18 protein-coding genes and 1 tRNA gene are annotated in these 20,224 nt (G+C 70.7%); 4 read left to right on the forward strand and 15 right to left on the reverse strand.

Going from position 1 to position 20,224, the window contains the following annotated elements; all coding sequences use genetic code 11:
- Positions 1-210: hypothetical protein (locus H504_RS0124995; protein WP_026425020.1), on the reverse strand; the 210-nt coding region annotated here is incomplete at its 3' end.
- Between the two features lie 135 nt (positions 211-345).
- Positions 346-1,548 (reverse strand): 4-hydroxyphenylpyruvate dioxygenase, encoded by a 1,203-nt coding sequence (gene hppD, locus H504_RS0125000; protein ID WP_026425021.1) that lies wholly within the window; start codon positions 1,546-1,548, stop codon positions 346-348.
- A 153-nt stretch (positions 1,549-1,701) separates the two neighbouring features.
- On the opposite strand from hppD, the gene H504_RS0125005 reads away from it, so the two are divergent.
- Positions 1,702-2,178, forward strand: a complete 477-nt coding sequence (locus H504_RS0125005; protein ID WP_026425022.1) for an Lrp/AsnC family transcriptional regulator — start codon at positions 1,702-1,704, stop codon at positions 2,176-2,178.
- Between the two features lie 110 nt (positions 2,179-2,288).
- On the opposite strand, the gene H504_RS0125010 is transcribed toward H504_RS0125005, so the two are convergent.
- Entirely contained in the window at positions 2,289-3,341 is a 1,053-nt protein-coding gene (locus H504_RS0125010) for a terpene synthase family protein (RefSeq protein WP_157440615.1), read from the reverse strand.
- 298 nt (positions 3,342-3,639) lie between these two features.
- On the opposite strand from H504_RS0125010, the gene H504_RS0125015 reads away from it, so the two are divergent.
- Complete coding sequence (locus H504_RS0125015) at positions 3,640-4,632, forward strand: polyprenyl synthetase family protein (RefSeq protein WP_026425024.1); 993 nt, start codon at positions 3,640-3,642, stop codon at positions 4,630-4,632.
- A 93-nt stretch (positions 4,633-4,725) separates the two neighbouring features.
- On the opposite strand, the gene H504_RS0125020 is transcribed toward H504_RS0125015, so the two are convergent.
- The 5 genes from H504_RS0125020 to H504_RS0125040 form a co-directional block, all read right to left on the reverse strand.
- Positions 4,726-5,607 carry a coiled-coil domain-containing protein gene (locus tag H504_RS0125020; protein WP_026425025.1) on the reverse strand — a complete coding sequence of 294 codons (882 nt, stop codon included), beginning with the start codon at positions 5,605-5,607 and terminating at the stop codon, positions 4,726-4,728.
- Positions 5,608-5,758: 151 nt separating this feature from the next.
- Positions 5,759-6,718 (reverse strand): ATP-binding protein, encoded by a 960-nt coding sequence (locus H504_RS0125025; protein WP_026425026.1) that lies wholly within the window; start codon positions 6,716-6,718, stop codon positions 5,759-5,761.
- A gap of 88 nt (positions 6,719-6,806) precedes the next feature.
- Positions 6,807-7,946: a polysaccharide deacetylase family protein gene (locus tag H504_RS0125030; protein ID WP_026425027.1), complete on the reverse strand. Its 1,140-nt coding sequence runs from the start codon at positions 7,944-7,946 to the stop codon at positions 6,807-6,809.
- A 165-nt stretch (positions 7,947-8,111) separates the two neighbouring features.
- Positions 8,112-8,852 (reverse strand): class F sortase, encoded by a 741-nt coding sequence (locus H504_RS0125035; protein ID WP_026425028.1) that lies wholly within the window; start codon positions 8,850-8,852, stop codon positions 8,112-8,114.
- Positions 8,853-8,858: 6 nt separating this feature from the next.
- Entirely contained in the window at positions 8,859-10,325 is a 1,467-nt protein-coding gene (locus H504_RS0125040) for a SpaA isopeptide-forming pilin-related protein (protein WP_035305986.1), read from the reverse strand.
- Between the two features lie 420 nt (positions 10,326-10,745).
- On the opposite strand from H504_RS0125040, the gene H504_RS0125045 reads away from it, so the two are divergent.
- Together H504_RS0125045 and H504_RS0125050 are read left to right on the forward strand one after the other, a co-directional pair.
- Positions 10,746-11,567, forward strand: coding sequence for a Bax inhibitor-1/YccA family protein (locus H504_RS0125045; RefSeq protein WP_026425030.1), 822 nt, complete (start codon positions 10,746-10,748; stop codon positions 11,565-11,567).
- 132 nt (positions 11,568-11,699) lie between these two features.
- Positions 11,700-12,086, forward strand: a complete 387-nt coding sequence (locus tag H504_RS0125050; protein WP_026425031.1) for a hypothetical protein — start codon at positions 11,700-11,702, stop codon at positions 12,084-12,086.
- A 19-nt stretch (positions 12,087-12,105) separates the two neighbouring features.
- On the opposite strand, the gene H504_RS0125055 is transcribed toward H504_RS0125050, so the two are convergent.
- From H504_RS0125055 to H504_RS36845, 7 genes are all read right to left on the reverse strand, one after another.
- Positions 12,106-13,839, reverse strand: a complete 1,734-nt coding sequence (locus tag H504_RS0125055) for an SDR family oxidoreductase (protein ID WP_026425032.1) — start codon at positions 13,837-13,839, stop codon at positions 12,106-12,108.
- 405 nt (positions 13,840-14,244) lie between these two features.
- Positions 14,245-14,318, reverse strand: a tRNA-Leu gene (locus H504_RS0125060).
- Positions 14,319-14,404: 86 nt separating this feature from the next.
- Positions 14,405-15,730, reverse strand: a complete 1,326-nt coding sequence (locus H504_RS0125065) for an NAD(P)/FAD-dependent oxidoreductase (RefSeq protein ID WP_026425033.1) — start codon at positions 15,728-15,730, stop codon at positions 14,405-14,407.
- Between the two features lie 102 nt (positions 15,731-15,832).
- On the reverse strand, positions 15,833-16,342 hold the full coding sequence (locus H504_RS0125070; RefSeq protein WP_026425034.1) for a hypothetical protein: 510 nt from the start codon (positions 16,340-16,342) through the stop codon (positions 15,833-15,835).
- Positions 16,339-17,661, reverse strand: a complete 1,323-nt coding sequence (locus H504_RS0125075; RefSeq protein ID WP_026425035.1) for a DUF58 domain-containing protein — start codon at positions 17,659-17,661, stop codon at positions 16,339-16,341. Before H504_RS0125075 ends, H504_RS0125070 begins: the two co-directional genes overlap by 4 nt.
- The gene (locus tag H504_RS0125080; protein WP_026425036.1) at positions 17,658-18,608 is read right to left on the reverse strand and encodes an AAA family ATPase; all 951 of its coding nucleotides are present in this window, start codon (positions 18,606-18,608) and stop codon (positions 17,658-17,660) included. Before H504_RS0125080 ends, H504_RS0125075 begins: the two co-directional genes overlap by 4 nt.
- Positions 18,605-19,057 (reverse strand): hypothetical protein, encoded by a 453-nt coding sequence (locus H504_RS36845; protein ID WP_051386242.1) that lies wholly within the window; start codon positions 19,055-19,057, stop codon positions 18,605-18,607. Before H504_RS36845 ends, H504_RS0125080 begins: the two co-directional genes overlap by 4 nt.
- Positions 19,058-20,224 lie beyond the last annotated feature (1,167 nt).

Below are 20,224 nucleotides of genomic sequence, written 5' to 3' on the forward strand. Positions count from 1 at the left end.
GGCGCTGGGGGGGAGGGGCACGGCGGGGAGGTCGGTGGGGTCTACGCAGCCGCCGACCAGTTCTAGGGATTGGCCGTGTTGGACGTACTCGCCCGCGCTGGCGCAGCCTGCGTTGCTGACCGTGAAAACCGCGACGCCTGCCAGGACCAGGGCGGCGGCCACGGCGCCCGCGAGGGGGATGGCGCGGGTTGGCCTCCGTCGGCTGGTCATGGTTCTCCCCAAGGTGGAAATAACGCCCTGGGGCGAGCGTACCCCGGGGGTCTGCGGGTGTACCTGAGGAGTAGCTGAGTGTGGCCCCCTGCCGTTACCAGACAGGGGGCCACAAAACGGGAAGGGCTACCGGGGCTACAGGTTGCCGCGGCGGTCCTGTTCGCGCTCGATGGCTTCGAAGAGGGCCTTGAAGTTGCCCTTGCCGAAGCCGAGGGAGCCGTGGCGCTCGATCATCTCGTAGAACACGGTGGGGCGGTCGCCGATGGGCTTGGTGAAGATCTGCAGGAGGTAGCCGTCCTCGTCGCGGTCGACCAGGATGGCGTTCTCCTTGAGGACCTCGATCGGGACGCGGACGTTGCCGATGCGGGCGCGCAGCTCCGGGTCCTCGTAGTACGAGTCCGGGACGTCGAGGAACTCGACGCCGTTGGCGCGCATCTCGGCGACCGTGCGGATGATGTCGTTGGTGGCCAGCGCGATGTGCTGGCAGCCGGGGCCGCCGTAGAACTCGAGGTACTCGTCGATCTGGGACTTCTTCTGCGCGACGGCGGGCTCGTTGAGCGGGAACTTGACCCGGTGGTTGCCGTTGGCGACGACCTTGCTCATCAGCGCCGAGTACTCGGTGGCGATGTCGTCGCCGACGAACTCCGCCATGTTGACGAAGCCCATGACGCGGTTGTACCACTCCACCCAGTAGTCCATCTTGCCCAGCTCGACGTTGCCGACGCAGTGGTCGACGGCCTGGAAGACGCGCTTCGGGGCGCCCTCCGGCTTGGTGATCGCACCGGCCCGCTCGACGTACCCGGGCAGGTAGATGCCGTTGTAGCGGGAACGGTCGACCAGGGTGTGCCGGGTCTTGCCGTAGGTGGCGATGGCGCCGACCCGGACCGTGCCGTGCTCGTCGGAGACGTCGTGCGCCTCCTCCAGCACGATCGCGCCCTGCTTGCGGGCGTGTTCGAGGCACTTGTCCACGTCGGTGACCTCCAGGGCGAGGTCGACGACGCCGTCGCCGTGCTCGCGGTGGTGGTCGAGCAGCGGGCTCTTGGGGTCGACGCCGCCCTTGATGACGAAGCGGGCCGAGCCGGACTTGAGCACGAAGGCCTTGTGGTCGCGGTTGCCGGTCTCCGGACCGGAGTACGCGACCTGGGTCATGCCGAACGCGGTCTGGTAGAAGAGGGCGGTCTGGGTGGCGTTGCCGACGACGAAGACCACCGCGTCCATCGACCGGACCGGGAACGGGTCGCGGCTCTCGTCGTACTCCACCAGACCGACGAGTTGGCGGAGCTGGTCGAAGCTCACCTCGTCCATGCCCTGGTCACCCCGGTTGAGCGTGCCCGTCATGGCGTTCCTCCTGGATTGGCGTTCTGCACTGCCATCGAGCATGCGGAAGACCGGGCAAGGTGCGCAACACATAGCTTGATCACTGGACAACTTGTCTATGGTGTCACCGGGAGTGTTCGACAAAGTGGACACTCTGCCCAGGTGGAGGTTGGTGTGTCGGAGGAACCCGGGATCGACGAGTTGGACGCGCGGCTGCTGTTGTTGCTGACCGACGAACCGCGCTTGGGGGTGCTTGAGTGTTCACGGCGGCTCGGTGTGGCGCGCGGCACAGTCCAGGCCAGGATGGACCGACTGGAACGCCGGGGTGTCCTCAACGGCTTCCCACCCGCGGTGGACCTGGCCGCGATGGGCTACGGCCTGACCGCGTTCGCCGTTCTGGAAATCGCCCAGGGCAAGCGCAGCGACGTCGCCCGCAGGCTGCACGCCATCCCCGAGGTGTGCGAGGTGCACGCGACCACCGGCGAGGGTGACCTGCTCGTCCGGATGGTGGCGCAGGACAACGCCGACCTGCAGCGGGTGATCGACCGAGTGGTCAATGTGGAGTGGGTGCGGCGCACGTCCACGTCGATCGCGCTGTCCACGCCGATCCCGCCGCGGGTGCGACCACTGCTCGAGCGAGCCGTTCGCTGACCAGCGGCAAACCAGACAGGAACGGCACCAGCGGGACCGCCAACCCCAAGCTGCCAAATCGGGGACGATGCCGGGCGGGGACGAGGGGGTGGGCGGTGGGAGGAATGGATTCAGTCCGGGAGCGGATTGTGGACGGTGCCGAGTCGGTGCAGGGTCTTGCGTTCGCGGTCGACGGCGCCCGCCCGGTCGTCGGCGGCTGTCCATCCGGCACCGTGGTAGCGAGTGGTCTCTCGGTGGAAGCGGAGGTTCCCGGAGATCATGTGGCCGAGCTCGGTGACGAACAGGCGCACGTCGGCGCGGTCGCCGAGTGGGCCCGCGAGGACGCGTTGGCGTGAGTGGACGAACCGGTCCTCGGTGGCCATGGCGCGGGCGGCGATGGTGTCGAGGGCTTGTTGCAGCGGGATGCCGCGGGCCAGCAGGATCCACACGGCGTTGAGCTTCTCGCCTTCCTCGATTTCCTTCGGGAAGGAGTAGAGGTCGTTGACCAGCACCCAGTGGTCCATCACGGACAAGCAGGCGCGGTGCAGTTCCGGGTCGGTCGCGGTGAGGTCGCCGAGGTCGATGTCCAGGGCCCATTCGGCCAGGGTCGGCGTCCAGTAGCCGGTGGTGTTCACGTGCCGGGTGGGACCGAGGTAGGTGTCCAGGTCGTCGAACTCGGCGACGTGGGCCTGCTCGGCGTTGTTGCGGATGACGGCCTTGCCCGCCGCGATCAGCCGCTCGCCGAGGGACGCGCAGAGCGGTTCGAGCAGGTCGTGACCGGCGCGGATCATCCGGGCCAGCGGGGAGGTCACGCCGGGGTCGCCGTCGAGCGCCGCGCACAGCTCGTCCGCCAGGGCGTCGCGGCTGGGCAGGTCCGGCGCGGAGAACGCGTCGTCGAGGAGGGCGGCGCAGTTCATCCACACCTGTTGGGCGAAGAAGCGGGCGGGGTGGGTGTGTGGAACACACCAGGCGCCCCAGCGATGCAGGTCTTGACGAAGGTACTTCTCGGCCGTTCCCGGGTCGCCGAAATAGTCCACAAGATACGGACGCAGCCAGTCGGCGACCCGCGGCGCGGTGGCGGCGAAGTCGGGGTGCAGGAGCAGTGGCAACCGGGTGGGCAGCGCGGGCAGTTCGTAAGACATGCCGTAGCGCAAGCCCAGGCTGGGATGGCGAGAGTCCTTCAAGAATGACCTCCGGATATAGTTACAAGCCTAGCGGCGGCGAATTGTCCGCACTAGCACGATCATGCAGATGCCACCGGCGTTCACCCGGTCGTCGGTGTTGCGGCCACCCGGGGCAACCGGGCCTGGGCCGAAGGGGTGACCACTTCCAACCCCGGCGGCGCAACAGTTCCGCCATCGTGCGATCGGCGGCCGGACCGACCGGCAGCCAACCGGGAACGCGCTCACCCGAAAAGATCACGGTGCGCCGTGCAGATGCACGACATCATGGACGGGCAGCAATCGATGCGAAGGTCGGAGCATGGGTGTCGAAATCGAACAGGTCCTCGTCGAGTGCCAGGCGGCGGTAGCGCCCGCCTTACGCCAGGCGGTGGACACCCTCCCGCCGGCGATGCGGCGGATTGCGTGCTACCACTTCGGCTGGACCGACGAGCACGGCGATCCGGCGTTGACCCCCGGCGGCAAGATGGTCCGGCCGGTGCTGACCTTGCTTTCCGCACGTGCGGTCGGCGGTCGGCTCGCCGACGCGGTGCCCGCGGCCGTCGCCGTCGAGCTCGTGCACAACTTCTCACTGCTGCACGACGACATCATGGACGGCGACCGGACCCGGCGGCACCGCCCGTCCGCCTGGGCCGTGTTCGGCGTCCCGGCGGCACTCCTGGCGGGCGACGCCCTGTGGGCGTTGGCGTTGCGGGTGCTCGCCGACCGCCCCGACGGCGTCCGGCTGCTCACCGCCGCGCTCTGGGACCTGGTCGACGGCCAGGCCGCGGACACCGACTTCCCGAACCGGTCGGGGGTCACCGTCGCCGAGTGCGAGGCGATGGCCGCGGGCAAGACCGGCGCCGTGATGGCCTGCGCGTGCGCGCTCGGCGCGCTCACCGGGGGTGGGACCCCGCACCAGGTCGACCGGATGCACCACATGGGCCGCCAACTCGGGTTGGCGTTCCAGCTCACCGACGACCTGCTGGGCATCTGGGGTGACCCGCGGTCGACCGGCAAGCCGGGCACGGACCTGGTGAACCGCCGCAAGTCGCTGCCGGTGGTGGCGGCGCTGAACTCGGGGACCGGGGCGGGAACCGAGCTCGCGCGGCTCTACGGGCGACCGCTGGCGGGCGACGAGATCGACCGGGCGGCCGAACTCGTGGAGATCGCGGGCGGGCGGAGTTGGGCGCGGGAACGGGTGGCGCACCACTTGCGCACGGCGCGGGAATCGCTCGGCGCGGCCGATCCGGATCCGGAGGTCGCCGCACACCTGACCTCGTTGGCCGGCCACCTGGCGCACCGCGAGCACTGATTCCGGATCATCAACACCCGGCGATTTTCCCGCGTTCGGTCAACACCCGGCGACCATTGTCCGGCCGCTTTCCCCGGCGGGCGGGGAAAACCGTCAGCCGGTTTTTTGCGGCTTGCGGACAACCGGCCGGGTTTTGGCGGTCGGCGCGTCGGCGGTGGCCGCGTCCAGTTCGGATTCCGCCTCGATCGGCTCCAGCAGCCGGGAACTCTGGGTGAGCAGGTCCGAGGTACCGCGCAGCCGGGTGGCCAACTGGTCGCGCAGGGCGGTGAGCCGCTCGACGTGGCTGGTGGCGGTGGCGATGCGCTTGTCGGCCTCGTCGGTGGCGGCCTTGACCCGGCGGGCGGACTCCGCGTCGGCCTCGGCGTGCTTGGCGGCGACCTCCTTGGCCAGCGACTCGCGGCGGGCGGCGAGGTCGGTGCTGAACTGCTGCTCGGCGCGCTGCCGCTCGCGTTCGGCCTGCTCGTCGACCCGCTGCTGCCGGGCGGTGGCCTCGGTGGTCATGGCGACGACCTTGGCCCGGCTCTCCGCCATGATCTTCTCGTGCGCCTGGTGCAGGGCGGTGTGCTGGGTGTCCAGCTCGGCCAGCAGCCGCTGGTAGCGCTCGCGCAGGTGGGTGGACGCGGCCTCGGCGGCGGACCAGGCGGTCTCGGCGGCGGCCGCGGCGCGCTCGGTGATCTCGCGGGCCTGCGCCTCGGCGGTGGCCACGGCGCGGGCGGCGCGCTCGGTGGCGTGCGGCGCGGTCGACGCTGCGGCCTGGGTGCCGATCTTGTCCAGCCGCTCGGTGAGGGCGGTGATCTCGCGGCGGGCCAACTGCAGTTGCCCGTCGAGCTCCTCGGCCCTGGCCAGCGCGTCGTCACGGGCGGCGACGGCGGCGGTGTGCTCGGCGGTCAGCCGGGTGACGTGCTCGCGGACCTGGTTCCGGTCAAAACCGTGTCGCGCCACGCTGAACGCGGGGAGCTCCTGCTGGGGACCCATACCGACGACCGTACCGGTGCGGCCACGACGGGCAACATGTCGGCCGCCTGACCGGGGGACGATTCACCCGGCGGAGACGAACCGGCTGGCGACCCCGGGATGCCACCGTCGGGAGGTGGCACCTGCCTGCCGGGGATTCGCCGACGGCCGCTCAGCGGGTGAGCGACACCGGACCGGGGACGAAGTCCGGGTCGACCTGGTCGGCCAGGTCGCGGCCAGCCCGGCCGTTGGCCCACGCCACCGCGTTGCGCAGGTGGAACTCGACGGTCTGCCGGTGGAACTTCGCCCAGTCCTGGTCGACCCCGTCGACCAGGGCGCGCATCCGGCGCAGGGTGTCCCGGTTGCCCGGTTCCAGCGCCGCGATCGGGCGGATGTCGCCGCGCTCGGCGGCCCGCACGTGGTCGGAGCGGCCGATCCAGCCGAGCAGGTCGGCGCCGACGTGCTGCTGGAGGAACGCGACGTCGTCCTGGTCGACGACCTTGTTGCCGACGACGGCGACGCGGACGTCGAAGTCGCGGGCGTAACCGAGGTACTGGCGGTAGACGCCGACGCTGCGCAGCGTGGGCTCGCACACCAGGAAGGTGACGTCGAACCGGGTGAACAGGCCGGAGGCGAACGAGTCCGCGCCCGCGGTCATGTCGACCACGGCGTACTCGCCCTTGCCGTCGACCATGTGGTTGAGCAGCAACTCGACCGCGCCCACCTTGGAGTGGTAGCAGGCCACCCCGAGGTCGGAGTCGGCGAACGGGCCGGTCGCGGCGAGCCGGACGCCGTGCACGTCGCGGACGAACCGGCGGTAGAGCGGGTTGTCGTCGGCGATCCCGACCAGCCGGGAACCCCGGCCGGGCGGGGTCGTCTTGATCATGTCCTCGGCCGAGGTCACCAGCGGGTTGTCCCCGCGCAGGTGCTCCTTGATGGCGGTCAGGTTCTCCCCCAGCGTCGGCGACGCCGTCGACTCGTCGGCACCGAGCGCGGCGGCCAGGTGCTGGTTGATGTCGGCGTCGATGCCGAGCAGGGGCGGCGCCGGTGTCTCGGCGGCGAGGTGGCGCAGGAACAGCGCGGCAAGGGTGGTCTTGCCGCTGCCGCCCTTGCCTACGAAGGCGATCTTCACGTGGGTCTCCGGATCAGGCTGACGGAACGGACCCCACTACTGGTATCGGTTGTCATTATCCAACGCAAGCACGACCACCCGAATGTGATCAGGCTTGCCCGGCGACCTGCGCGTTCGGCAGCTTGCGGAACGAGTCGAGCACCGCGGGGTCCTGCAGCTTCAGCCATTCGATGACCTCGCTGTAGGTCGCGCAGACGGTGTCCGGCTTGGCGCAGGTCTCACCCATGAACTGCTGGGTCGCCGCCAGGAAGGCGCCACCCGACCAGGTGTTGAAGTGGTTGCCCACCACCATCGGCGCGCGGTTGCCGTTGAACGCCGCGTCATAAGCACGTTCATACGTCTCCAGCACGATCTTGGTGAACTCGGGGGCCCGTGCGGGTTCTTCCTTCGCTTTGTTGAGTGAGTACCAGAAGTTGTAGTCCATCATGATTGTCTTCTTGTAGTGCAGTCCGGGCACCCGAACGGAGGGCATGGCAAATTCCCACACCCCGTATTGTGTCGTGGGCCAGGCGAGACCGTCCGAAACCTGGCTCGTGTCGTAGTCCATCCCGCGCGCGGCGAGGGTGGGCAGCAACTGGTCCCACCGGCCTTCCAGACAAGGGGTGCGACCACCCTTGATGGTGGCCGGATCGACCTTGAGCCCCTGCTGGCGGCCCCGGTCGACGAAAGCGAAGAACTGGTCGAGCTCGTCATTCCACTGGGCCGCGCTCCACCGCCCGACACTGGGTTCGGCGCCGTGGCAGAAATGGCCGTTGTAGTGCGTGCCGATTTCGTTGCCCTGATCGATGGCCGTATTCAGGTCATTGATCCTGGTGCGCACCTCGTCGGCCGAACCGCCGAAGCCGATGGACGCCTTTCCCGGTAAATGCCCGGGGCCGACATAGGCGGTCCGCTGGTCGTCGGTGAGCATGTAGATACCGGACAGGAAGCCGGAGAAATGCGCGTTGACCCGGCGGGCGAGCGGCAGGAACTCCTGCCAGTGGTCGTGCGAGCCCGCCCCGTCGAAGGAGAACAGCACGAACTGCGGCGGCCGCTCCCCCGGGCGCAACTTGCGCATCCAGGGCGGCGGCTGCTTGGGCGCGGCCTGCGGGCTCGGCGTGGTGGTGACCGCCGAGGTCCCCTCGGCCCGCTGCTCGGGTGATCTGGTGCCCTGCACGACGAGGAAACCGGCGACCACCGCCAGCGCCACCCCGACACCGATGAACTCCCAGCGCCTCTTGCGTGCCATGGCAACGCCTCCCCTTCGCGTCGTTTCCGGGTTCTCCCGCCGAGTAGACGCGCACCCCGTTGGCTAGTTGCCAACGCTAGAGGAGGTTGTGCCCGAAGAACCCCCTTCGACATGCACCAGTGACCTGTCGGGGGGTATCAGGAGGGTCGGCCGGGGCGGGTCGCCTCAGGCGGGGGTGGCGATGACCACGCGATTCGAGTCGTAGCCCTCCGATCCGCCGACCCACTCGCCACCGCACGTGACGAGCACCACCCGGTGCGCACCGTCCTGCCCGAAGAACTCCTCGGCGCGCGCGGGCAGGTCGTGCTTGGTGACCGTTTCGACCTGGGTCACCCGAAACGCCCAGTGCCGACCTTGGTCGTCCACAACGGACACCGGATCGCCCACCCGCGCGTTCCACAGTTCGGCGAACGGTCCGATCTGGCCCTTCCAGTTGACGTGCCCGGCGAACACCGACGCCCCGGTCGACGCGCCGAGCCCGGCGCCCCACCAGGTGGCCTCGCGGACACCGGCCGGGATGGGGAGGGTCGCGTCCTGGCTCAACTCCTTGCGCACCAAGGTCGCCGTGCCGCCGCGGGCGAGCCGCAGCGTGCCGGGGGCCTGACCGGTCTCCGGCGGCGGGGCCTGGGTCGACGGCAGTCCTGTCGGCACCGGCGGCGCCTGGGTGGGCGCGGGCGCAGGCGCCGGGGTCGTCGTTTTCGGTTTACCGACCGCGTTGGTGAGCGCGGCCTCGCTGTCGGCCGCGGCCTGCCGGATGACGGCGATCCGCAGCCCGGACTCGGCGGGCAGGGGTAAGCCCTCCACCCGGTGCGGCGCGGCGAAGCTCAGCCCGAACACCAAGCAGATGAGCACGCCCGCCCCACCCGCGGCGGCGGGTGGGGCGAGCCTGGAACGGTGGCGCGGCATGCCCGGTCAGTGCCCCCAGTCCTTGCGCATGCGGCGGCTGACCACACGCACCCCACCCGCGCGGCGGACCAGCAGCGACCCCGCGCCCGCGGCGAACAGCAGCAGCGCGCCCAACGCCACCAGCAGCCCGGTGGACGGGCCGCCCTCGTCGAGGATGGCGGCCGCGTTGGCCGGGTCACCACCGGCGGGGATGGTCTGCGGGACGGTGGGCGCGTTCGGCTTGTTGGTCAGCCGGATGTCCACGGTGGCCCCCGGGTCGACCTTCGCGCAGGCCGTCGGCGGGTTGTTCGGGTCGAACGCCTGCTCGTAGCCCGGCGGCGCGGCGACCTCGACCACGCAGATCTCCTGCGGGGTCTGCAGGCTCGGCACGGCGGCCTTGCCGTCGGCCGCGGTCGTCACGACCAGCGGCTTGCCGTCGGCGCCGACGAGCGGCTTGCCGTCCTGCCCGACCGCGGCGGTGGCCTTGTCCTTGCCCGTCACCCGGAGCGAAACCGACGCGATGCCCTTACCGGTCTTTTCGTCCACCTTGGACACCGACACCGTACCGGGCTGGGTCACCGCGGTGGTCTGGTCCTTGGCGGTCAGCTCCTTCTCGCCGCCGGTGGACACGACGGCCTGGGTGGCGTCGTCGACCGCGTTCTGCACCACGGGTTTGTCCGCCGGGCTCAGCAGGGAGATCGACACCGACGGGTTGGGGCCGGTGGGGGTGACCGAGAGCGCGACGCCCTCACCGTTGTCCTTCGTGGACGCGGTGACCGAGGTCTTGCCGTCGACCGTCGCGTCGGTGAGCGTGACCCGCACCGGGACCTTGCCGACGCCGCTGCCGGTGGCGCCGTGCACCTCGACGGTCCACTTGTCCGACACGCCGATCAACTGCGGCTTGGCCGGCTTGGTCAACTGGGTGGTCCACGGGCCGTGGTTCGCGGTCGCGTCGGCCTTGAGCTTGGTCAGCGCCGCCTGCACGCCGGGGAAGCGCTGCAGTTCGCGGTCGTGGAAGGCCACGTCGTAGGCGACGGTCCGGTAGCCGTTGCTGGGGAGCAGGTCGGCCGGGGTGCGCGGGGACGCGGTCCAGGTGTGCAGCAGGTGCGCCAGCGCGGCGGCCTCGTTGAGGTCGGTCGTGTTGGCGTACCGCAGCAACAGGTAGGAGATGTTGGCCGCCGCCGTGGGATCCAGGTCGGCGCCGTACTTGGTCTTCAGGATGTCACCGGGCTTGTACGCCTCGTCGGTGTCGGGCTCCTTGAAGGCGAACTTGACGCACCACACCTGCTTGCCGTTGACGACGTAGGACCCGAGCCAGTCCTCCGTGGTGGTCTTGGGCGCGTCCTTGTACGGCTGCGGGGCGGTCGCCACCCCGAGGCCCTTCTGGTAGGCCGCCAGCGCGGGGGTGGCCCCCAGCACGACGAGGCCCGCCGCGAGGGTGGCGACGGTGGCGACGGCCGAGGCGAGTCGGGCACCGAGGGAGGTTCGCCGCATTGTTGGGTCGGCTCCTTGCCGCACCCGGGGCGGCGCACAGCCGCCGGGCGCTTGAAGTGCGTTTTCGGTCCGGTCTGGTGCGGACCGCGGTGGGGACCGTCCGGGCGCCGCGGGGCGGCCGGACTGGGGGGCACGCACCTCGTGCGAGCCTGCTGGCTGCGGGGCGGCCCGGCAATCCGCCAACAGGTCGGTCGATCATCATCACCGAGCGGTATTCCCCCAGGTCGGCAAGGGGTCCGTCCGAGGAGGGGGTGCGCCGACGGCGTAGTGTCGGGCCCAGTCGGTCACCCTCGGTGGGAACACGCCACCCGGGTCGGGCGTTGTCCCGAACGGGTAAAGTATGTTTTACCCATCGGGAACCGGTCGGGCCGCCCGATCGTTGACCGGGACACAGGCGCCATCCAGGCCCAGGAGGATCAGGTGCGTACTACCAGCAACCCGGCTTTCCGCAACCTGCCCCGGCAGGGCGGGTACGCCGGTTTCCAGAACCAGGCCCCGCCGCAGGGGTACCCGGCGGGCTACCCGCAGGGCTACCAGCAGGGGTACGCGCCGCCGACCACCGGCGAGCGGCCCATCACGGTCGACGACGTGGTCACCAAGACCGGCATCACCCTGGGCGTCACCCTCGTCGTCGGCGTCATCTCCGCGATCCTGGTGCTCGGCGGCTCCACCACCCCGTACCCGCTGATGATCACCGGCATGCTCGTCGGCCTGGTGCTCTCGCTGGTCATCATCTTCAAGCAGAGCACCAACCCGGCCCTGGTGCTCAGCTACGCCGCCGCCGAGGGCCTGTTCCTCGGCGCGCTGACCGGCGTGTTCGAACGGCTGGTGCCCGGCATCGCGCTGCAGGCCATCATCGGCACCGCGATGGTGTTCATCGGCATGCTGGTCGTGTACAAGACCGGCGCGGTCAAGGTCACCCCGAAGCTGACCAAGTGGATCATCGGCGCCACCGTGGGTGTCGCGGGCCTGCTGCTGGTCAACCTGCTGCTGAACGTGTTCGGCGTGCACACCGGGATGCGCGAACTGTCGCCGACCCCGCTCAACATCGGCATCAGCCTGCTGATCATCGGTCTGGCCGCGTTCAACTTCCTGCTCGACTTCGACATGGCCGACCAGGCCATCCGCGCCGGGATGCCCGCCAAGTTCGCCTGGTACGTGGCGTTCGGCCTGATGGTCACCCTGGTCTGGCTGTACCTGGAGATCATCCGCCTGCTGTACATGCTGCAGAGCTCCGACTGAGACCCTTCCCGGAAGCGCCCGGCCACGGTGTGGCTGGGCGCTTCCGCGTTGTGGGCCTAGTGGCTCGACCCAGAAGGTTGACAGGGTCTCGACCTGCCCACCTTCTGGGTCGAGCCACTAGAGTGAAATCCCGTGCGCGCACTGATCTCGTGGCTGCTGTGCCTGGGCGGGGTCTTCGTGGTCGGGCTCGGCGCCTTCCGGCCCTGGTACGAGGACCGCCCCGGCAACACGCTGCCCCTGTCCGACCTCTTCACCGGGGTCACCCGCGACAGCGCCACGGTCATCACGTCGCTGACCGTGCCGCTGGCCTTGGGGGTGCTGCTCGCCGTGGTCGGCATGGTCCGCGCCAAGGGAATCCTCCAGCTCGGTGGCTTCATCCTGGCCGCCACCACCGTCGTCTGGGTCCTGCGCGCCCGTGAGGTCGTGGATCTCGGCGACCTGCAGTCCGGCGCCTGGAACACCCTCTTCGGCAGCCTCCTCGTCCTCGCCGCGGGCCTCCTCCGGCCGGGCAGGCTCTAAGGCTGTCCACAAGGGGCGGTCACGGCAGGACGCGGGCCAGCTTGCGCATGAGGCCGGGGAAGAACCGCGAGCCGATTCGCCCCAATCGCGCCTCCGGGGTCACCGCGACCACCGGTGTCCGGTTCCGCACGGCTCGAACGATCTCGTCCGCCACCCGCTCCGGACCGAAGCCGCGTCGGGCGTAGGCCCGGGTGGTGCGGTCCCGCAACCGTTGCTGTTCAACGTCATCGGTGCCCGCGAAGCGGGTTGTCCTGGTGATGTCGGTGGCCACGATGCCGGGGCACACCGCGGTGACGCCGATGCCGTGGGTGGCGAACTCGGCGCGCAGGGAGTCGGAGAGGGCGAGGACACCGGCTTTGGTGGCGCCGTAGGCGGACAGGGTGCGGCTGGGGGTGTAGGCGGCGGCCGAGGAGAGGTTGACGATGTGGCCACCCTCGCCCGCTTCCGCCATCAGCAGGCCGAACTCGCGACAGCCGTTGGCCACACCGAGGAGGTTGACATCGGTGATGCGACGCCATTCCGCGGCCGTGGTGGCCAGGAACGGGCCTGCCAGGCCGATTCCGGCGTTGTTGACCACCACGTCCGGGACGCCGTGTTCGTCGGCGATGTCCTCGGCCAAGCGGCGCACGGCTTCCGCTTCGGCGACGTCGACCTGGTAGGCGTAGGCGGCGGGGCCGATCTCCGCGGCGGTCTGCCGAGCGGCGGCCAGGTCGATGTCGGCGACGACGACCTCGGCGCCCTGGTCGGCGAAGGCGTGCGCGGTCGCCCGGCCGATGCCGCGGCCCGCCCCCGTGACCACCACGAGTTGGTTCGTGAAGTCCTCGCCACGGGACCGGGCGCGGTGCAGGCTCCTGGTCATCGGGGCGCCGCCGATGTGGTCGACGAACTCGGCGACCATGCGGGCCAGGGCATCCGGGTGTGACAACGGGACCCAGTGGCCCGCGACGACCGGTCGCCGCCACAGGCGGGGGATCCAGTGTTCCAGGTCCTCGGCGAGCGCGGGGGTGACGAAGTGGTCACGGGTCGGGATGACCACCTGCACCGGGACATCCGCGTGCAGCGGCGTCGGTCTGCCCAGTCTGGTCAGCATGTTGGCGCGGTAGAGCTGCACGCCGCGGGCGGCGTCGGTGCCGATGGTGCGGGCGGGTGTCGTGCGGATTCCCTCGACGAGGCGCAGGATGTGGCCCCAGCGCGGGCCGATCACCGTGCGCCAGGCCAGCGCGGGCAGCACCGGGATGTGGAACACCGCGATGTACCAGGAATGCCGCAGTTGGTCGGCGACCTGACGCAGGTTGCGCGGGGACGGGTGCGCGAGCCTGCGCCGCACCCACTGCCCGATGTGGTCGAGGCTGGGGCCCGACACCGAGGTGAACGACGCGATCCTGGCCGCGGCGCGCGGCGAGGTCACCGCGGCCCAGGACTGGATGGAGCCCCAGTCGTGCGCGACGAGGTGCACCGGCCGGTTCGGGCTGACCGCGTCGGCGACGGCGAAGAGGTCCTCGGCGAGGGCGTCGGTGCGGTAGGAGGAGCGCCTGCGCGGAGCGGTGGACTCACCCGCGCCGCGCACGTCGTAGCGGACCACGTGGTAGTCGCCCGCGAGCCGCTCGGCCACGCCGTCCCACAGCGCGTGCGTGTCCGGGAAGCCGTGCACCAGCAGCACGGTCGGTGAACCGGGGTCGCCCTCGGTGAACACCGCCAGCGCCACGTCGCCGTTGGTGACGGTGCGCCGGTGCCGGGGGGACGCGAGGGCCATGGTTACTCCCGAGTAGTCAACGGCCGCGAACGTTACCGCCGCCGTCGGCGCGCGGGCAAGGACGACCGCAGGGGCTCCGCCCGGTTCGCGCCGGGCTCATGCCGGGTTCCGGCGCACACCCGCCCCCAACCGGGAAAACAGTGGCGAGGTCAAGTATTCGACAATGGACACAATTGTCCGGAGTTGTTCGTGAAGCGCCAACAGTTGACCATTGTGCGAACACTCGCGCCAGGACACCGGCCGCCCGACAGTCGGGCGGCCGGTGGTCACGCAGCGCTGATGACGGAGTGGACAGAGCCCGCACTGCCTGGTGGGCCGGTGAATCACCCGCCACCACTGTGGACCGGTGGGGCCGGTGGACCCTCGCCATGCGACGTCCGCAACGGACCGACATCCTGTTTCTTGTGCCCCCGACCGGATTCGAACCGGCACTCGACCCCTTTTAAGGGGGCTGCCTCTGCCTGTTGGGCTACGGGGGCAGCGGCAGCCTAAAGCGCGAAAGGCAGCCTCGGTACGGGTTTGTGACAATCCGGCCGCATGGCCCAACCGAGTTGGGCCGTTCGCCTCAGCCCCGGGAGACCCGGGCGAACTCGGCCTTCGGGTCGTTGATCTGCCCCATCGAGATCACCTCGCGCCGGAACAGGCCGCCAGTTAACCAGTCCAGGGTGATCCGGACCTTGCGGTTGAAGGTGGGCATCGCCTTCACGTGGTACGCGCGGTGCATCGCCCAGGCGAGGAAGCCCTTGGCCTTGATGTTGAACACATCGCCGACACCCTTGTGCAGACCGAGGCTGGCCACCGAGCCGATGTTCTTGTGGAAGTAGTCCTTCGGCTCGTGCCCGCGGATCGCGGCGACGATGTTCTTGGCCAGCAACCGGGCCTGCCGCACCGCGTTCTGCGCGTTGGGGGCGCAGATGGCGGTCGGGTCGTCGTCGGTGCGCGAGAGGTCCGGCACGGCGGAGCAGTCGCCCGCGGTCCACGCGTCCGGCAGGCCCTCGACCCGCATCGCCGCGGTGGCGCGCAGCCTGCCCTGCTTGGTCAGCGGCAGGTCCGAGGCCGCCAGCACCGGGTTCGACTTCACCCCGGCGGTCCAGACGATGGTGTCGCTGTCGAACTCCGTGCCGTCGGAGAGCACCACGTGCCCACCCTCGAACGACTTGGCCAGCGTGGACAGGTACACCTCGATGCCGCGCTTCTCCAACTGCATCACGGTGTACACGCCCAGGCTCTCCCTGACCTCGGGCAGCACCCGGCCCGCCGCCTCGACCATGACGAAGCGCAGGTCCTCCGGCTCGACGTTCTTGTAGTACTGGGTGGCGAAGCGGGCCATGTCCTCGAGCTCGCCGAGCGCCTCGATGCCCGCGAAACCGCCGCCGACGAAGGTGAAGGTGAGCTGCCGCTTGCGCAGTTCCGGGTCGAGCGTGCTGTCGGCCTCGTCCAGCTTGCTCATCACGTGGTTGCGCAGGTAGATCGCCTCGCCGATGGTCTTGAACGAGATGCCGTGCTCGACCAGGCCGGGGATGGGCAGCAGCCGGGCTACCGAGCCGAGGGCGACCACGAGCACGTCGTAGCCGAGTTCCTCGGTGTGGCCGTCGGGGGCCTCGATGGTGACGACCTTGCGCGCGTGCTCGATGCCGGTGGCCCGCGCGGTGATCACGTGGCAGCGCTTGAGGGCGCGGCGCAGCGGGACCACCACGTGCCGCGGCTCGATCGCGCCCGCCGCCGCCTCCGGCAGGAACGGCTGGTAGGTCATGTGGGGTTGCGGATCGATGACGGTGACCGAAGCCTCGCCGGAGCGCAGCTTCCGCTGGAGTCCGAGCGCGGTGTAGAGACCGACGTACCCGCCACCGAGGATGAGGATCCGGGTGGGCTCCGACTTTCCGTGCGCCATGACTTCATGGTGGCACTGGCGGCACGTCCCCGCGCGCCGCCCCTCCCTTGGTGTGACCGGGGTCGCTGGGGTGTTTCCGCAGGTGTGACCCCCGTCGCGGGGCTATCGGCGGCTCCGCTGCGAGCCGATCACCAGCAGTGCCAGACCGGCGATGGACAGTAGCGCGATCAACTCCACCGGTTCGGGTGTACGCACCACCGGCAGCAGCGCGACGACCCCCGCGATGGCGAACACGACACCCTGGACCCAGGCGGCGCGCACCAGCATCGGGCGCAGCGCGCGGGGGTCGAACCGGGCGCCGCGGGGCAGCAACCCGGTCACCGCGCAGGAGAGGTGCAGGGCGTGGACCAGCGGTATCAGCACCAGCACGGCGGGCCGGAGCGGGTCGTCGGCGGCCACGGTGGTGATCAGCGCGGCCAGCCCGATGAGCACGAGCGGCGCCGGTGACGCGGGCAGGAACACGCACGCGGCGGACAGCAGCACGGCGACGCCGAACATGATTGTGGCCACATCGTTGGCGACGAGGTCGCCGAGGATGCCCGCGCAGGCGAGACCGGTCACACCGCGCAGCCACCACACCGACCGGCCGCGGCCGACGTCGATGCCGGTCACGACCGCACCCCGGCCAGGGTGGCGGCCACCGTCTCGGCGTCCTCGACCACGGCGACCCCGTTGTCGCGCAACGCTTTCAGCCGGTTGCGGTGCTCGACGGCGATGATCGTGCCGACGACCTCGCCCCACGGCGTCTCCGGGTCGGCGACGAGGTCGGCGGGCAGGGTGTCGACGGCGATGACCAGGTGGCCCCGGGCGGCGCGGATCGCCAGGTCGACGGTGACGTCGTCGAGGAACGGGGACAACAGCACCACGACCGCCCCGGCCGGGACCCCGCGCAGGACCGGGCGCGGCGCCCACCCGGCGGACCGGCAGCAGGCGACGAGCTGGTGCCGGATCCGGATGAGCTGCCGGTGCCCGACCCCAGGGGGTAGGGAGAGCTGCGGTCGGCCCAGGTCGACCAGCCCGACGCGGTCGCCTTGGCGCAGGTAGCCCGCGGCGAGCGCGGCGGCGGCGCGGACGGCGACGTCGAGGCAGCCGCCCGGCCGGACCGCGACCGGCGCCGACGTCGACCAGTCACCGAGGTTGGCGTCCACGTCGGCACGGGAGTCGAGGGCGATGACCAGGTCGGCGTCGACCTCGGCGTGCCGCTCACGCACGTGCAGCGCCCCCAGCGGCTCCCCGGTCGCGGCGGTCGCGCGCAGGGTGACCCGCCAGTCGACGCGGCGGAGGCGGTCCCCGGGTTGGAACGGGCGGACCGCGCGCTGCTCCACCCCGTCCCCCGGCCTGCGCGACCGGTGCACCCCGACCAGCCCGGACGCCCGCGGCGGCAACCTGCCCGGGGTGAGCGGGGCCACCGGCGGCAGCACGGTCCGCCTGGTCTCGGTGCCGACGACCGGACCAGAGATCATCAGCGCGTCCCGGCCCGCGGCGAGGTGGTCCGGCCGCAGGTCGGCGCCCTCACCCCAGGCGTTCCAGCGCAGCGTGGCCCGCACCGCGGTCACGGCGCCGGGCAGCAGGTGGACCGGGCCGACGGCGGTGCCCGCGTCGGTCGGGGTGGGGAGGCGGACGGCGAGCAGTTCGACCCCCGGGCCCGCGGTGACGGCGACGACGGCTTTGGCCTGGTCGCCGGACTCGACGGTGCGCGGCAGCCGCTCGACCCTGAGGGTCGGCGTGTCCCCCAACGGCGTGGCGAGCGCCAGGATCGTGCCGAGCAGCAGCGGGGCGCCGATCAACACGAGGTCGAGCCGGTGCAGGACCACACCGGCACAAACCGCGCCGAGTCCCCCGGCGGCACCGCGGAACAGGGCGTCGGTGCCGCGCCACCCCGCCCGCGCCGCCGCCCGCCGCGCGGTCGCCCACGCCAGGACCCGGTTCATCCGCGGCTGGTGACGGGTCCGGGTACCGACCGCAGCAACTCGGTCACCACCTCCACCGGGCTCACCCCGGAACTCCAGGTCTCCGGCCGCAACGTCAAGCGGTGCGCGAGCGCGGGGACGGCACACTCCTTGACATCCTCGGGAAGCACGAAGTCCCGACCGTCGATGACGGCGAGCGCGCGGGCGACCAAGAGGACGGCTTGGGAACCGCGTGGCGAAGCCCCGACCTCGACGGCCGGGTGTTCGCGGGTGGCGCGGGCCAGGTGGACGCAGTACTTGAGGATGTCGTCGTCGACGTCCACCTGCTCGACGGCCCGTTGCAGGCTCGCCAGGTCCTCGATGACCCGCCCGACCTCGGTGTCCTCGGTGCGCCGGGCCAGCCTGCGCTTCAAGACCTCGACCTCGTCGTCGGCAGGCGGGTAACCGATGTCGACGCGGAGCAGGAACCGGTCGAGCTGGGCCTCCGGGAGCGGGTAGGTGCCCTCGTACTCCACGGGGTTCGCGGTCGCGAGGACGTGGAACGGGCGCTGCAGCGGGAAAGTACGACCCTCCACAGTGACCTGTCGCTCCTGCATGGCCTCCAGGAGCGCGGACTGCGTCTTCGGCGGAGTGCGGTTGATCTCGTCGGCCAGCAACAGACCGGTGAACACCGGGCCCGCGCGGAAGTCGAACTCCCGTTTGGTCGGGTCGAAGACGAAGGACCCGGTGACATCGGCGGGCTGCAGGTCCGGAGTGCACTGAAGCCGAGCGAAGTCCAACCCGATCGCCCCGGCCAAACTCCTTGCCAGCAGCGTCTTCCCGAGCCCGGGTACGTCTTCGAGCAGCACATGCCCACCGGCCAAGACCGCCGCGAGCGTCAACCGCACAGCCCGCTCCATGCCGACGACTACCCCACCTACCGCCCTCGTGATATCGGCGGCGGAGTCCCGCACGGTGGATGGGTTCATCGGTCCTCCAGGTGTGCCAACAGTTTCCGGAGCTCATCCGGTCCGGGCAAGGTCGCGGTGGGTGAGGTGATCAGGTGGTGCAGCTCTCGACCGATCTTGGCGATCGCTTGTGGACTGTCCACATTAGACTCATTGATCGCGTGGGCGACGAGGGCGCGGAGTCGGGGTTGGATGCGGGCGCGGAACCGGTGCTGGTCGGTCCGCGCCTCGGCCAACCTGGCGGCGAGAGTGGCGGCTTGGGCCTCGGTGCCGGAACCCCGCACCTCGGGGATCGCCGTCCAGACCGGCTCCAAGGGGCCCGCCAACCTGGCACCGACCACGGCGACCGCCGCCACGGGTATGGCCAGCGCGACGGCCCAGAACGGGGGGATGCGTCCAAGTAGGACGGCGACAACGACAACGGCGGCTGCGACGACCAGCGCGACTAAGGCGCTCTTGAGTGTACTCATTGGACAGTCCTGGGGGTCACGCTTTGCTTTGTCTGTCGGACCGTCGTGGCTTGGAGGCTGGGGGCGAACTCTGTGGGCGGCTCTCCGCTGACTGCGGGACGGTCGACCGTCCGTCGCTGTGGGGGCTCCTCGGGAATCGGCACGCCAGCGCGTACTTGAGGCGTCGCAGCCATCGGCGTGCTCGCGCGCCCTTCAGGTACCGCGACCACCGGCACACTGGTACGTCCATCAGGCACCACAACAGCCAACACGTCCGCACGTCCTTCGGGTACCACAGCAGCCAGCACGCCCACACGTCCATCAAGCACCGCAGCCTCCGACCCGCCTGCACTCCCATCAGCCACCGCGGCAGCCGACACACCCACACGCCCTTCAGACAATGCAGCCACCGGCACGCCCACACGTCCATCAGGTACCGCGGCCACCACCATGCCCGCACGTCCATCAGCCAACACGTCCGCGCGCCCTTCAGGTACCGCAGCCGCCAGCACGTCCACACGTCCATCAAGCACTACAGCCACCGGCACGTCCGCGCGCGCATCAGCCAACATGTCCGCGCGCCCTTCAGGTACCACAGCAGCGAGCACGCCCACACGCCCTTCGCACACCGCAGCAGCCAAGAAGCCCGCACGTCCGTCTGGCGCCGCACTCGACCGATCAGCGACCCAAGTTATCCACAACGCCCGCCCCCATCCCCAGGCCGCCCAACAGATCATTTCGCTGCCCACCAAGCCGGTAGACTGGCCTCGGGGACGCCCCCCGGGAAGGGTGGGGGCTGGCCTGGACCCGACTGCGGTGGCGAGCGCGCCGGGAGGTGGGCTGGGGGTGGTCGGGACGGCGGGCGGGCTGGGGGGTGGATCGGGGACGGCAGGGGCGGCGGCTGAAGTGACGGGGGCCGGGGTGGCGGCGGTTGGGTTGGTAGTGAGCAGGACGGCAGCGGTTGGGGTGGCGGAGGGCGGAACGAAAGTGACTGGGGTGGGGGGCGCGGTGGGGGCCGGGGTGGAAGTGGCCGGGGTGGCGAGGGCTGGAGTGAGAGCGATCGGGGCGGCGGGGGCGGCCGAGAGTTGGACGGATGCGGCTGGGGTGGCGGCGGCATCAGCGGAAGCGGGCGGAGCGGCGGCGGGCGGAGCCGAAGCGGGCGGGGCGGGTGGCGGAGCGGTAGCAAGC

Source organism: Actinokineospora inagensis DSM 44258, assembly GCF_000482865.1.
Lineage (GTDB): Bacteria > Actinomycetota > Actinomycetes > Mycobacteriales > Pseudonocardiaceae > Actinokineospora > Actinokineospora inagensis.